General features: G+C 64.5%; 7 protein-coding genes. 4 read left to right on the top strand and 3 right to left on the bottom strand.

Annotation, left to right across the window (positions count from 1 at the left end; genetic code table 11):
• Positions 1-3 precede the first annotated feature (3 nt).
• A complete protein-coding gene (locus ABZ664_RS12780) occupies positions 4-738 on the top strand; it encodes an alpha/beta hydrolase (RefSeq protein ID WP_362507466.1) in 735 nt (244 codons plus the stop codon).
• A 180-nt stretch (positions 739-918) separates the two neighbouring features.
• Here the strand turns inward: ABZ664_RS12780 and ABZ664_RS12775 are convergent, their stop codons facing one another.
• Positions 919-1,833, bottom strand: coding sequence for an alpha/beta hydrolase (locus tag ABZ664_RS12775; protein WP_362507463.1), 915 nt, complete (start codon positions 1,831-1,833; stop codon positions 919-921).
• A gap of 109 nt (positions 1,834-1,942) precedes the next feature.
• Between ABZ664_RS12775 and ABZ664_RS12770 the strand changes: the two genes are divergently transcribed.
• From ABZ664_RS12770 to ABZ664_RS12760, 3 genes are all read left to right on the top strand, one after another.
• Entirely contained in the window at positions 1,943-2,389 is a 447-nt protein-coding gene (locus tag ABZ664_RS12770; RefSeq protein ID WP_362507460.1) for a MarR family winged helix-turn-helix transcriptional regulator, read from the top strand.
• A 670-nt stretch (positions 2,390-3,059) separates the two neighbouring features.
• Complete coding sequence (locus ABZ664_RS12765; protein WP_362507457.1) at positions 3,060-11,138, top strand: LamG-like jellyroll fold domain-containing protein; 8,079 nt, start codon at positions 3,060-3,062, stop codon at positions 11,136-11,138.
• Between the two features lie 6 nt (positions 11,139-11,144).
• Positions 11,145-11,561, top strand: a complete 417-nt coding sequence (locus tag ABZ664_RS12760) for a hypothetical protein (RefSeq protein WP_362507454.1) — start codon at positions 11,145-11,147, stop codon at positions 11,559-11,561.
• 189 nt (positions 11,562-11,750) lie between these two features.
• Here the strand turns inward: ABZ664_RS12760 and ABZ664_RS12755 are convergent, their stop codons facing one another.
• Positions 11,751-13,100, bottom strand: coding sequence for a helix-turn-helix transcriptional regulator (locus ABZ664_RS12755; protein WP_362507451.1), 1,350 nt, complete (start codon positions 13,098-13,100; stop codon positions 11,751-11,753).
• Between the two features lie 98 nt (positions 13,101-13,198).
• Positions 13,199-14,422, bottom strand: coding sequence for a helix-turn-helix transcriptional regulator (locus tag ABZ664_RS12750; protein WP_362507448.1), 1,224 nt, complete (start codon positions 14,420-14,422; stop codon positions 13,199-13,201).
• Positions 14,423-14,903: the final 481 nt, after the last annotated feature.

The raw sequence follows: 14,903 nt of genomic DNA, 5'->3' as shown, positions 1-14,903 counted from the left end.
CACATGCATGTCGAGACACACGGTCCTGCCGACGCCCCGCCCGTGCTCCTGCTGCACGGTGGCGGTGTCGCCGGTTGGATGTGGGAGCCGGTGCGTGAGCGTCTCGCCCGCGACCACCGGCTGATCGTCCCGGACCTGCCCGGCCACGACCGCAGCGCGGACGAGACGTATCACTCCCATGCCCAGACCGTCGAAGCCCTGACGAAGCTCCTCCACGACGTGGGCGGTCGCGCCTCCGTCGTCGGGTTCTCCCTGGGCGCGCAGCTGACGGTCCTGCTCGCCGCGCACCGGCCCGAACTCGTGGAACGCGTGGTCGTGGTCAGCGCCCAGGCCAAGCCCATCGCGGCCACCGGCTTCACCCTCGGCCTGCTCGGCGCCACCGCCGGGCTCGCCCGGCAACGACGGTTCGCCAAACTGCAGGCCAAGCAGCTGTTCATCCCTGACCCGCTGCTCGACGACTACGTCCGCACATCCGCGAGCATCTCGAAGCAGACCCTGCTCGCCGCCGTCGGCGAGAACCTGCGCTTCACCCCACCGCCCGCGTGGTCGCGCTTCCCCCGCGAGGCGCTGATCCTCGCCGGTGGGCGTGAACGGGCCCTGATGCGGGATTCGGCCCGCGTGCTGCACGAGGCCCTGCCGGGCAGCGAGCTGGAAATCGTGGCGGACTGCGGGCACGGCATCCCGCTACAACGACCCGACTGGTTCGCGGACCGCGTACGCGACCGGCTCGGCGCCTGACCGGCCGTCGAGCCACACCCTGGGCGCTCGATGATTCTTCGCCCAGGTGCGGATGCGCCGGTTCTTGTGCGCCGACAGGTTGTCCAGGATCACGGAGATCGGGCCGCCCTCGGGGCAGGCGGCCCGGGTCTCCGACCTGCTGCCGCTTCGCAGTGGGTCGAGGCGCTCATGTCATCCGCGTCAGTGGACCGATTCGAGATGCCCGGCGCCCAAGTGGGCGGTGAGGAAGCGGGCGGCGCGGTCGAGTGCGGCGTCCGCCTCATCGAGGCGGCCGTAGTGGTGCTGGAAGACGTGAGGGAGACCGGCCCCGACTTCGAGCGTGACCTCGACATCGTCGGCGCCCGCGCGACCGGCCAACCGGACCGCGTCGTCGAGCAGCACCTCGTTCGTCCCGACCTGCACGAGTAGCGGCGGCAGTCCGGTGAGATCGGCGAACACCGGGCTGGCCAGGGGATGCGCCCGGTCGCCTGCGCCGACATAGAGATCGGCGTAGGCGCGCACGTCGGCCTCGGTGAAAATGGGGTCGGCGTCCTCCTTGGAACGGATGCTTTCTCCGGCGAGGGTGAGGTCGACCCAGGGAGAGAAGACGACCACGGCGGCCGGTTGCGGCAGCCCGGCCTCCCGGGCCGCGAGCAGCGTGGCGATGCTCAAGCCGCCACCGGCGGAGTCACCGGCCAGGACGAGATCGCGTGGATCGGTACCCGCCGCCAGCAGCTCACGATAGGCCGCGAGCCCGTCGTCGACGGCCGCGGGGAAGGGGTGTTCAGGCGCCAGCCGGTAGTCCACCGACATCGCTCGCAGCCCGGCGCGGCGGGCCAGTTCGCCGACCAGCCCCGCATGGGTATCCGGTGAGCCGACGACATAGCCGCCGCCGTGCAGGTAGAGCAGCCGCCCGCGACCGGAGGCGTTGGGCGGTTCCAGCTCCAGGGTCGGCCGCCCGCCCAGGACGGTCCTACGGGTGATGACGCCCTCCGGCGCCGGACGGGTGAGGGCTGCGATGAAACCGCTGCGCTGCTCCTCGACGGTGGGCCGCGTCTCGCCGCGAGGGGCGGAACGGAGCAGGGTGTCCAGAGCGTCGCGCTGCTGTTGGGACATGTCGGGCCTCCATGGGTTGAGGTGCCAGAATGGATTCCTGGGAATCCATCTTCCTGAGCTCAACCAGATTCCAAGGAAGATGATTCCCAGGAATCTATCGGAGGTTAATGTGAGCCACGTCACTCCGATCTTCACCGACCTCGTCCGCGTCGAGACCCGGCTCTACAACGCGGTGAGCGCCCGACTGCGCGCCGAACACGGGCTGGGATTGGGACAGTTCGAGTTTCTGGAGATCATCGACCGCGTGCCGGGATGCCGCGTGCTCGACATCGTCAGCGAGCTGGCGATCACCGTGGGAGCCGTGAGCAAGGCCGTCGACCGACTGGTGGCGGCGGGCTGGTGCCTGCGAGTCGCACACCCCCAGGACCGCCGCTCGTCCGTCCTTCGCCTCACCCCCGAGGGCGAGAAGCAGCTGGCCGCTTCCCGCCCCACCGTCGAAAGCGAACTCATCTCGCTGACCGCGACGGTTCCCCCTGACGCCCTGGCCCTCATCGCCTCAACCCTGGCCACCCTGCGCGCGACCCTCGAAGCGGGCTCCCACGGCCAACCGGGCTGAGGAGACATCCGCCCACACCCTTGGAAGTAGGCGACCCCGCAGGCGCACCGATAGGTGGTCGGCAGCCGGTCCGGCCGCCGTGATCGATGAGCCTTCGGCTGTGCTACGAATCACATCGCTCCATCACCTTCCCGTCGCCGCTTTCAACCCGCGAGAAAACATCTCCAGCCACTCCAGCACCACCGTCACCACCTTCGGCCCGCCCCAAAACCACAAGTTCAAGCTCTCCCCTCCCCTCCCGACCCTCGCGAAGACCGCCATATCGCGCCGCTCGTGAACCGCGCTTTCAGAAAAACTCAAGGCAAAGCACCCCAGGCGAACCGTGAGCCACCATCCCCTCTCCCTACGTGATCGTTTCGGCCTCTCCCTCTCCGCAACCGAACGTCACCGTGAGAACGCGGTCCCGGCACAACGCATTTTCAAACCCGAAATCCGTGTCCTATTTAGCCTGTCTTACACATATTGCGGAGATAAAGGTTCTATGGGTAATTTCTGATCGTTTGCTGTTAGCACGCTCCGAACCGTCGACCTCAGCCCCACTACGGGCCTGATGGCGGGCTGGGGTAACGCGGGAGCGATCGGCCCTCGCGCTGACTTGTTCGGAGGGTGACGGCGTATGCGCCGGAGTCTGTCATGGTCGTTTTCGGTCGTCGTGAGAACCTGGACGGCGGTGGCCGTGCTGGTAACGGCGCTACCGGGCCTGCTGCTGTTCCAGGCGTTTCCGGTATCCGCCGCGACGCTGCAACCACCCGCGCTCTTTCACGGCACCCCCGACACACCTGACCAACTGACCGGTTCTGCGGCGGGTTTTCCGTCCCTGGTGGAAACGGAACGCACCACGACAAAGGTGCAGGTGAAGTCCCTGACGGCGGAAATCGCCCCGCCGAAAGCGGCCCTGCCACCCGAAGGCCGGTTCGTCAATGAGCCACAACCCTCCACGACGACGGCCCCGCCCTCTTCCAGGAAACAGCGGAAGCAGGCCGAGTCTCCAGCGCGGACATCGGCGGCCATGCTGGCGGCGCCCCCGTGCGGGGGCGTTTCACCGTGGCGGTCCAATTACTCGGTCGCACAAGGGGAGCGCGTCTCCTCGGCCGGCCGGATCTGGGAGGCGCTGCAGGCGATTTCCGGGATCGTGAACACCACACCCCCCGAGAACAGCTTCTCGTGGGTGTGGGCCGACCGGGGAGCATGTCCGCTGCCTCCCGCCCCAACGGTCACCTCCATGTCCCCCGCCAACGAGGCACTGGTGATGACGCTGCAGCCGACGCTGTCGGCGACGGTGACATCGTGGGACGGTGGCGTAGCCAGCTTCGACTTCCTGGTGTGTGACAACCCGTCGATGTCGGGCGATTGCGTGTACTCCGATGACTACGACGATGTCTGCTGTGGACTGTCGGGCCAATGGACGCTACCCGAAGGGTTGCTGGCGTGGGGCAAGGAGTACTGGTGGCAGGTGTACGTCACCGACGCCTCCACCATCGGCGGCCAGGGACGTTACTCCTCGACGCGCTCTTTCACGATGGGGGTGCGCCAGCCGACGATCACTTCCAACCTGTCGACCCGGGGAATCAACGGCCAGGAGTTCTACCAGTCCACCGGTAACTACACCACGACCTTCACCGACGCGACGGTCAGCACTGCGGGGCCGCCCCTGTCGGTGGTGCGCTCCTACAACAGCATGGACCCCCGACGCGACGGCGCGTTCGGAGCGGGCTGGTCGACCCGTTTCGACATGCGGGTCGTGCCGGAGACGATCCGGGGCTTCGAGGCGCTTCTGGTGACCTACCCCGATGGGCGTACGGTGCGCTTCGCCGACAAGGGAGACGGGACCTTCCAGCCACCGCCGGGCACGTACGCCACCCTGGCGACGGTCACCGGGGGCGGCTGGCGACTGATGGACAAGTCGTCGACCTCCTACGTCTTCGATGCCCAGGGGCGGCTGCTGAGGGTGACCGATGACCGTGGCCGCAGCCAGGAGATGACCTACGGCACCGACGGCAAGCTGAGCACGGTCACCGCGGCCGGCGGCAGGTCCCTGTCGTTCACCTGGACCGGAGCGAACGTCACCGCGGTGTCCACCGATCCTGTGAACGGATCCCCGCTGACCTGGACCTACGCCTACACCGGTGACCGCCTGACCAGGGTCTGCGCGCCGACGAGCGCGTGCACCGACTTCGAGTACGGCGCCGGATCGCTGTATCGCAGCTCGGTCCAGGACGCCGACCCGTTCGGCTACTGGCGGCTGAGCGACACCTCCGGCAGCGCGGTCGACCTGGGCTGGGGCGCGGGCTCGGCCTCCTACTCCGGAGCGACGCGGGGGCGTCCGGGAGCGCTCGCCGGCAGCACCGACACCGCCGTCGATCTGACGAGTTCGGGGTATGTGGAGGTGCCCGCAGGGCTCATGCCACGAATCCACCAGCAGGGAACGGTCGAGCTGTGGTTCAAGTCCACCGGAACGGGCCGCCTGCTGTCCTCGGGGCAGTTCGGCACCCTGGATCCGATGATCCAGGTGGGCACGGACGGCAAACTGCGCGCCTCCCTGCGGCCGACCTCCTCCCCCATCATCTCCCCCGCCGCGGTGAACAACGGCACCTGGCATCACCTGGCTTTCACCCTCACCGGAAACAAGCAGACCCTCTACCTGGATGGCCTGCCCGTCGGGACGCTGACCCAGCCGGTGGCCACTGAGGCCCGTGACACCACCAGGATCGGCGGCGGCCTGGCCGGTTCCATCGACGAGCTCGCGGTCTACGACCGGCCACTGAGCGCGGACGAGGTCGCGGCACACTTCGCCGCCCGCGTCGAGTCCCCGAACAAGCTGGCCAAGATCACCCTGCCGTCGGGGCGAGTGTGGGCGACCAACACCTACGACTCGGCGTCCGAACGACTCAAGACGCACGTCGACTCCAACGGGGGCACCTGGCAGATCGGGGCCCCGGCCTACAACCGGACGACTGGCGAGTCGACCGTGACGGTCACCGACCCGCGCAGCGAGACACTGAAATACGTCTACGACGCCTGGCGTGGCTACCGCCTGGTCAGCCAGACCGACCAGCTCGCCAAGGTCACCAAAGTCGCCTACGACACCGGCGGCTTCATTAGCAAGATCACAGACCCGAACAATAACGTAACTGAACATTTCAACGACAAACGCGGCAACCTCCTCAGAATCAAGAAGTGTCGGACGACAAGCAGCTGCCAAACCGATCACCACGCGTACTACCTGAATAACAACAACCAGTTCGACCCCCGCAATGACCGGCCGATCGCCTCGCGGGACGCGCGGTCGTCCAGCGCCACTGACAACACCTACGCCACCAAGTGGGAGTACAACCAGCACGGCGAGATACTCAAGCAGACCACCCCGGCCACCCCAGACTTCCCGAACGGCCGCTCCACCAGCACCACCTACACCGACGGCACCGAACCCGCCATCGGCGGCGGCACCACACCCGCAGGCCTGAACAAGTCCAGCAAGGATGCCAAGGGCAACGAGACGACCTACCGTTACAGCGTCGCCGGTGACCTGGTCGAGCAGACCAGCCCGTCCGGACTGATAGCGAAGTTCGCCCATGACACGCTGGGCCGGGTGACCTCGCGAACCGAGGTATCGGCGGCTCATCCCACCGGTGTCACCACGACGTTCACCTACGACGGGCTCGGGCGCCCGCTAACGCAAACAGCCCCTGGGGTGAAGAACGAGGTCACCAACGTCACCCACACCACCAAGACCACGCTGACCTACGACGCGGACGGTAACAAGCTCACCGAGACGTTCTCGGATCTAACTGGTGGTGACCCGGAGCGCACCATCACTTATACCTACGACACCAGAGGACGAGCGGAGACGCTCACCAACCCCGAAGGCGGTGTGACCAGCTCCACCTGGGACGTCACCGGCGCCCTGACCTCGGCGACCGATCCGATGGGCAGCGTCTTGACCTACGCCTACACCAAACGCGGCGAGCCGGCCTCCGTGACGCTCAAGAACTGGATCGGCAGCCCGGTCGCTCCGCAGGCCGCTCGCGACGTGGTGCTGCAGGCGCTCTCCTACGATCCCGCTGGACGCTTGGCGGGTCAGGTCGACGCGATGGGTCGTAAGACCTCCTACACTTATTTCGCCGACAACCGTCTGTCCGAGATGATCGGTGACGACGTCCGCCTCAACGGCTTGACCAGCCCGGACGATGTGGTGTTGCAGTCAAATGAGTACGACCCGGCCGGTAACCTCGTCCGCCAAGTCAGCGATGGCGGCAAAGTCACCGTCCAATCTGTCTACGATGCCGCTGGCCGTCTTACCTCCACCACGCTCGACCCCGCCGCTCTGGGGCGTAAAACCGCTTTCGAGTACGACGCGGTCGGCAACGTCACCAAGAAGACCTTCACCGCAACCGGTACCACCCGCACCGAATCCGTCTCGTATGCCCACAACGTGTTAAATCAGGTGACCCGGCAGACGGTGGAAAACGGGGCTGAGGACCTGATCACCACCAGTGTCTACGACGACCGGGGCCTGCTGAGCGCGGCCACCGACCCGCGTGGGAACGCCTCCGGCACCACTCCTGCGGACTTCACCGCCACGATGCGCTACGACCTGGCCGGTCGTCTGGTGGAAGCCACATCACCGCAGGTGACGATCGAAAAGAACGGTGCCGCCACCGCTACCGGACAACCCACCGTGAAGTACGGCTACAACAGCGTCGGCCAGCAGACCCACCTCGTCGATGCCGAAGGGCGAACCACCACCCTCGTTTTCGACAAGGCCGGGCGGCTGACCTCGACCGTCGGCGCGTCCTACACTCCGCCGGGAGGCAGCGCGATCACCCCGACGGTGAGTTTCGGCTACGACGCGGCCGGGCGGCAGACCACGGTCACCGACCCGCGCAACCACGTCACCTCCACCGTCTACGACGCGCTGGGTCGCCCGGTCAAGGTCACCGAACCCGGCCCGTCCGGGCCGGGCGGCGCCTGGGTGGGCGAGTACAACCTGCTGGGTGAGCAGCTCGCGGTGATCGACCCCACCGGCGCCCGGAACGAGGCCACCTACGACGACCTGGGCCGGCAGATCACCGAAACCGTGATCGAGCGCACCCCCACCACCGCCGCGCACACCACCGCCCTGACCTACGACACCGCCAACAACCTCACCAAAACCGTCGCGCCCGGTAACAAGACCACCACCTACACGGTCAACGCCGCCGGAGAGGTCACCACCACCATCGCCCCGGCCACCCCTGCCACCACCACTCCGGCCAGCCGCACCACCACCACCGCCTACGACCTGATGGGCCGGCAGACCAAGGTGACCGACGCGCTCGGCAACGCCACCGAGGTCACCTACGACCTCGCCGGCCGCAAGACCTCCGCCAAGGACCTCACCGGCACCAGCCCCGTTACGGTGCTGCGCACGATCGGCTTCGGCTACGACCCGGCCGGTAACCCAACCAGCACCACCTCCGCCGAAGGCCACGTCACCCAGCGCACGTTCGACGCCGCGGGACGGCTGACCTCGCTGATCGAACCGGTCTCCGCGACCTCGTCGATCACCTCGACGTTCGGCTACGACGCCAGCGGGGCACGCACCCGCACCACCGACGGCCGCGGCAACGCCACCTGGACCACCTACAACACCCTCGGCCTGGTCGAATCCGTCATCGAACCCGCCACCACCACCCACCCAGGCGCCGCAGACCGCACCTGGACCAACCTCTACGACGCCTCCGGCAACACCACCGCCACCCTGCAACCAGGCGGGGTACGCCTGGATCGCACCTTCGACCACCTGGACCGGATGACCGCCGAGACCGGCAGCGGCGCCGCGATGGCCACCGTGAACCGGGCGGTCACCTACGACAGCGTCGGCCGCCTCACCGCGATCGGTGACTACAGCCTGGAGTACAACGACCGTAGCCTGCTGACCAAGGTCTCCAAGGCCACCAACCAGGTCGCCGCCTACGCCTACGACGCCACCGGTAACCTCACCCAGCGCGTCGACCCGACCGGCACGGCCACCTACACCTGGGACGCCGTCGACCGGCTCAACACCGCCTCCGACCCGGTGACCGGCCGCACCTGGACCTACGGCTACGACAACGCCAACCGGCTCACCAGCAAAACCTCCGCCAACCCGGTCGGCACCCAGACCTACGGCTACGACACCATGGACCGGCTCACCTCTCAGACGGTGAAGAACAACTCCGGCACCGAACTGTCGAAGATCGTCTACGGGTGGGACAAGGACGACAACCTCACCACCAAGACCACCACCGGCACCGCCGGAGCCGGAACCAACACCTACACCCATGACCGCGCCGGACGCCTCACCTCCTGGACCGCCCCCGGCGGCACCGTCACCGCCTATGAGTGGGACGCCTCCGGCAACCGCACCACAGCCGGCACCGACACCTTCGTCTACGACCAACGCAACCGCCTCACCTCCGGCGCCGGAGTCGACTACACCTACACCCCACGCGGCACCCTCGCCACCGAGACCAAAGCCGGGGTCACCCGCGATCTGGCCTTCGACGCCTTCGACCGGCTCGTCTCCGACAGTGAGGCCACCTACGGCTACGACGCCCTGGACCGGATGACCTCACGCACCGCCGGCGCCACCCAGCAGCGCTTCACCTACTCCGGACTGAGCAACGACCTCGTCACCGTCGCCGACAGCGCCAACACCACCATGGCCAAATACGGACGCGACCCATTCGGCGGCCTGCTCAGCCTGCAAGAAGGCGCAAGCCCCGCCCTCGCTGTAATGAACGATCTGCACGGCGACGTGGTGGGCACCTTCTCCGGAACCGCGCTGGTCGACTCAGTCGCCTACGACCCCTTCGGCGCCGTCACCCACCGCACCGGCACCCAGCGCAGCCTCGGCTACCAAGGCGAGTACACCGACCCCGACACCGGCAAAGTCAACATGCACGCCCGCTGGTACCAACCCGGCACCGCCACCTTCACCTCCCGCGACACCGCCACCCTCAACCCCGACCCATCAGTCCAGGCCAACCGCTACACCTACGCCAACGCCGGCCCTCTTACCAACACCGACCCCACCGGGCACAACAGCATCCCCATCCTCGGCGGAGGCTCTCAAACCGGAACCTCCGGGAGTTCAGACTGGCAGTCTTACGACACAAGCAGCTATTGGGACAAATACCTAGACCGAGATTCCTCAGGTTGGGACTTCAACCCGATAGAGATCGTCCCAGGACAGCCGTACTACTCCTGGCCTAATCAGCCGTGCTGCCTTTATCCCCAGTTCACCAACAGAGCACAGCGACTGGAATGGGAAAAACTCTGGGGTGATTACTCGCGAACAGTAATGTACACGGAGGAAGAAGCCAGAAAACTCGGCATTATGCCGAACGGCAGACCCATGCCGAAGGGCATGGAGGACGAGTTCTGGAATGCGAGCGCAGAAGCACAGGAGGAGTTCCTGCTGCTGTACAACGTCCTACAGATGTACAGCACAGAAGTCACCGACAACTTCATAGTTGGCCAGTGGTTCTCACTCAACCCCCCGACGACTTCACCATCATCGCCTGGCGCACCTCCACAGACGTTGGACGGGAGTGGCCGATGGGCAAAATGCGCCCAAAAGCTATCAAAGTCCAAATGCGACACTGTGCGCAATTCTGCGAATCAGGTTGTTCTATTGCATCAGTACAAGAAGGGGTGCACCAAAATCGCAGGATTCATGGGGATAGAATCTTGTGTATATTTGGCACAAATACTTGGGATCGATGCAAATAAATTAAATGTGAGCTCAGGGTCAAAGTTTGTGGACTCGGCACTTAAACTGCTGGAGCCGATAATCGGCCCCATGAACAAGATCTTTGATATTCTCCTCGAAGACGCAAACAACTGCGTTAAAGGCGACACAGTTTCATGCATTCTTTTCGCCGCCAACTTTACGCCCACTCCTGTTGGAAGAGTCGCTAAAGCAGTAGGAAAAATTGGAAAAGTTCTCGGAAAAACCAGCGAATCCATCTCGGCTGCCAAAAAGGTATGCAGCAGCTTTATCCCCGGCACTAAAGTTATTATGGCGAACGGCTCCCTTAAATCAATTGAAAAAATTGAAATAGGAGACCGTGTAATCGCAACTAACCCCAGGACGGGGAAGAGTGAAAAAAGGTTTGTTGCAGCACTGATTACCAGCTTTGGACGTAAGAATCTGGTTCAACTACGTGTTGACATAGATGGCAGTAAAGGCAACAAGGTCGGCCAGGTCACCGCAACAGCGGAGCATCCCGTCTGGGCCGTCGATAAAAATCGCTGGATAAATGCAGGAGAGCTTACTGCAGGAACGCGGCTGCTCTCCTCCGAAGGAGCCAGCCTGGAGTTGCTCTCCACCCATCAGTACGTACAGGATGAACAGCAAGTATACAACCTGACGGTAGAAGGCATTCACACCTATCACGTAGCCGCAGGGAACACAGGCTTTCTCGTCCATAATGCTAATCCATGCGACATGAAGTGGGTGGGCGAGCAGCTTGCTAAGAGACTAGGACAGAATCGCTTGACCATCGATAACTTGCAAACCGGCACTAGGTATACACTTGATTTGGCCGGAAAATCGCATTACGACAAGAAGACTAAAGGGTCAATTTCCACACCACACGTCAAGATCTATAAATTGCACGTGGGGCCAAACGGTAAGGGAAACTGGGTCGCTGGTGATGTTAGGCTTGCAACGTGGGCGGACATGAGAATTGCCGCCACATACCTAGCCAAACTCGGAAAGTAGAATGATGTGGCCACAAAGATGAAATTCCACGGAATGGAAGAATGGTCCGATAATTTCCCGCGAGTGGATTTTAGTACTCCAAAAGGAATTGTCGACCTTCACAATAACGCCAATTTTATTGAAATGGACTTCCACCCTTCGAAGTCGCGCATCATATTCAAATTTAAATACGCATCAGACTGGCGCTTAATCGAAGAACAAGGAATCTTTGTCAATTTAACTTTCGATGGAGTGCACGACCTGATAATACGCCAGGCGCCTGACTTTGACCCGCTAGCCGCTACAACCCTCGAATCGATTGTCCGGGATATGCAGTCCGAAGTATCAACATTTTCCGTTGATTTGGGGGATGTTTTGTGTTTTCTATCCGCAAGCTCCCTGACGCTTACATTTAGCGACACAGAAGGGGGTGCTACGATATAATGGCAAATATTTCCGAGAGGACGATAGAGGACTCGATGGAACAGCGGTCAACCCAATGGATACCGTTGACCAGTGTCGACGCGGAGGACTCAGGAAAGGTCAGCAGCATCCTCGACTAGGCCAACCGCAACTGCTGAGCCGATCTTAATTTTTGGGGCTATTAGCGTTATGCGCTGATGTAGACCAGTTTCAGATCGCTTCCAATGTCGATTGGTAAAGATCCTCAAACCTTCGGACTGCGGCGGTGTCCGCGAAGGGGCGGAGGCGGGAGCGGATGGCTTCTATGCGGTCGGTGACGCGGGCTGAGTTGACCTTGACCGCGAGGTTCAACGACTTCGCAGCGGCCTCCGTGGCCTGCTCGATCTCGCGGGCTTGGGCGTAGGCGTCGGCGAGCCAGCTCAGGTAGAGCGAAAACTCTCGGGCGCGCGTGGCGTCGTAGGTGTCGAGGCCCTGGGTGAGCAGTGGTTCGGCCTTGAGCGGGCGGCCGAGTTCGGTGAAGCATCGGCCGGCCATCACGTCGACCTCGCCTCGGTCCAGCCAGTAGACCCACTTGGGGTCCTCGTCACCGTCCCCGTGCTGCTCGAACACCCGGTCGACCTCACCGACTGCTCGCTCGGTAATCGCTGAATCTCCCGCTTTGGCGTGTGCCCAGGCCACTCGTTCCAGCAGCAGAGCACGAGTGAGCGGGGTGCTTGATCGCTCGGTGCCCTTGACCGCCGTACGGGCTATCGTGGCTGCTTGTCGGGGGTCTCCCACGTTGGCCATCTGGTAGCTCAGCGAGGACAGCAGATTGGCCGCCGTCGGCTCGTCTGCGGCGACGTGCGCGGCCTGGATGCCGTTGACGTAGTAGGTACGGGCGCGATCGTAGAGTCCGGCGTCAGAGGTCACCCATCCCGCGAGCTGGCAGAGCTCTCCCACCGCTTTCAGCAGACGGCGGCCCACATCCTCGCGGTAGGCGGCCTCCCTGACGACCGTGACGGTCGCCTCCAACTCCCTCGAGACGAGCGCATGCAGATCCGTACCCCCCATGTAGTCATCGAGGTGGCGCAGATGATCGACCCTGGTCTCGATCTTGTCGATCAGTGAATGACCGACGCGACGCCCCGAGCGGATCTCGTGGAGCTGCGGTGCCTCCACGATCAGCCACTCGTGGGCGACGCGAAGCGCGGACTCCTCCGACAGAGCCTCGCCCTCGGCGGCCAGCCCGGCAGCCATCGCCTCGTTGCTCTCTCGCGTCCAACCGTCACTGAACAGCGTCAGGCGATCACCGTTCACGCTCAGCGGGGTGATACCCAGTCGCTTGGCACGGGACAGGACCACCGCCTGGTCGAGCATCGCCAGGGGCAGATCGAGCACGATGCTCAACCACGGCAACCAGGCCAGGGGCAGCCGCTTGCCGCGCTCCCAGCGGGAGACCTCGTTGCGAGTGATCGTGGCCTGCCCGGACACCCGGGCGAGCCGGTCGGCGAGACTCGCCTGGGTGAGGCCCTTGGCCTGCCGGAACTGCTTGATCAGTTCCTCGATCGTCAGACCTTCCACGCCCCGGCTCCTTTCGCTCACCATCTGTAGGCCAGGAAGCGTCTCCTCGTAGTTGAGGCGATGTTGGCCTCCTGAATGGATCACCCAACTCGAACATCTCAAAGGATGTGCATGCGTACGCCGAGGCGGCGGATGCGTTCGCGGTAGCTGTAGCGTTCCAGGTCCAGCAGGGTCCGTACGGCCTGTCGGGCCATGGGGTGGTTGCGGATGAGGAGAGGAGCCGCCTTCTCTGCGTGTTCCAACTCCGCTGTGGCGGCCTCGCGGTGGCCGCACCAGAGCAGAGCGCGAGCGTAGTCGAGGTGGTGGTATCCGACGCGGTTGGCCTGCAGCCCCTTCGGGAGCCGAACCGTCTTTCCCCGGCTCACGGCCTGAGGGCCGTCACCGAGTTCGACCGCGACGCCGACGCCGTGGATGTCGACGTTGGTCTGGCTGGTGCACAGCTCGTAGTAATTGGTGCGCTGACGAGCCCCGAGCCGGGTGACCGCTTCTGCCGCGAGCAGGTGTCGCGACCACGCCTCGTCCGCGTCGTTCTTGCGGGCCGCGGTGATCGCGGCACACAGTTGCAGCGCGCCCCAGACGGCCAAAGCCTCCGGCCGATCCGCGGTGTACTCGTCCTCGATGCTCGCGCAGGCCGAGTCGAGCACGGTGAGCGCGTCGTTCCACGACGCACTGGCCCACAGGTTTCGCGCGCGTCGTCGCATGGCCACAGCCAAGGGGTACGGGTCTCCCGAACGTTCGGCGGCCCACTGGATCCGGCCGGTGGCCAGCAGAGCAAGGTCGGCATACCCCAGGTCGTAGACGGCCGAGTCCGCCGCCCGGTAGGCAGCCGAGAGCAGTCCGAAGGCGGCGCTGCGGTCAGGCTCGGCGTACAGGTGGGTCGCCGCCTGAAGTTCGGAGAGCAACGCCGGAAGTTGATCGGTCAGTTCCGTGTAGCGGGTTTCTATCCGTAACAGGCAGGCGCGTTCGGTCGCGGCGCGTAGTTCGGGCAGGGAACGTACCGCTCCGGTCCATTCGGGGTCGAGGTCGTAGCGCTCCAGTTGGCGGCGGATCTCGGGGATGGCCGAGTGTCCGCGATCCTGGCTGGGGTTGTCGCCTCGGTAGGGGCGCGCGGTGAGCTCGTTGGGGTGCATGCGCAGGGCGCGGGCGAGGACGTTGATCAGCGCGATGGAGTCCAGGGGAAGGCTGTCGTTCTCGACTCCCGACACCCAGGACTGGGCACGGCCGACGCGCCGCGCCAGTTCGGTCTGGGTGATGCCCGCGCGCTTACGAGCACGCCGTACACGGGTTCCCACGCTCTCCGCCGCCGGGTCCAAGTAGGCCATGAGCTCACGGTAACCCGCCGTGACCTGCTTGACCTCCCCGCGCGCCAAAGTATCAGCAGCACTGATCTCGGTATCTCTACGCGTTCATAGCGTCACCTTTCGTGAGCAACGACAGGTGTGAGGGCGACGGGGAATGCCCCTGTTCGCTGAGCGCGCCGTCCGCGATCGCAGCGGTCTTCAGGCAAGCGGCCCTCACCCACACCGGGGAAGCCGCTTTGACCTAAGACGACTACCGACATCCAGGAAACCCGAGCCCTGGAACCCCACAAAACGGCTCTGCCAGGCGAGTGACGTCGCCTGGCAGAGCCTCGTCCGCACACTGGAGGTGCGAACTATGCTCAACCCTAGTAGAGCCATCAAGATCATCCGGGTTCGATGGCACGCCGAACGACCACCCTCACCCCTGGGCTGCCGCTGGTGCGGCCATCCCCCCTACGCCCACGACGCGGCCAGCCTGCCGCACCGCCCCGGCCACCTGTGG

The sequence above is a fragment of the Streptosporangium sp. NPDC006930 genome, assembly GCF_040635605.1.
GTDB lineage: Bacteria > Actinomycetota > Actinomycetes > Streptosporangiales > Streptosporangiaceae > Streptosporangium.
Note: the sequence above shows the minus strand (reverse complement) of the source record. Positions and strands in the feature narration are given on the sequence as shown.

Coding starts and splice junctions, on each gene's coding strand:
- ABZ664_RS12780 (WP_362507466.1), top strand. CDS start 4: ATGCATGTCGAGACACACGGTCCTGCCGACGCCCCGCCCGTGCTCCTG.
- ABZ664_RS12775 (WP_362507463.1), bottom strand. CDS start 1,833: ATGTCCCAACAGCAGCGCGACGCTCTGGACACCCTGCTCCGTTCCGCC.
- ABZ664_RS12750 (WP_362507448.1), bottom strand. CDS start 14,422: ATGGCCTACTTGGACCCGGCGGCGGAGAGCGTGGGAACCCGTGTACGG.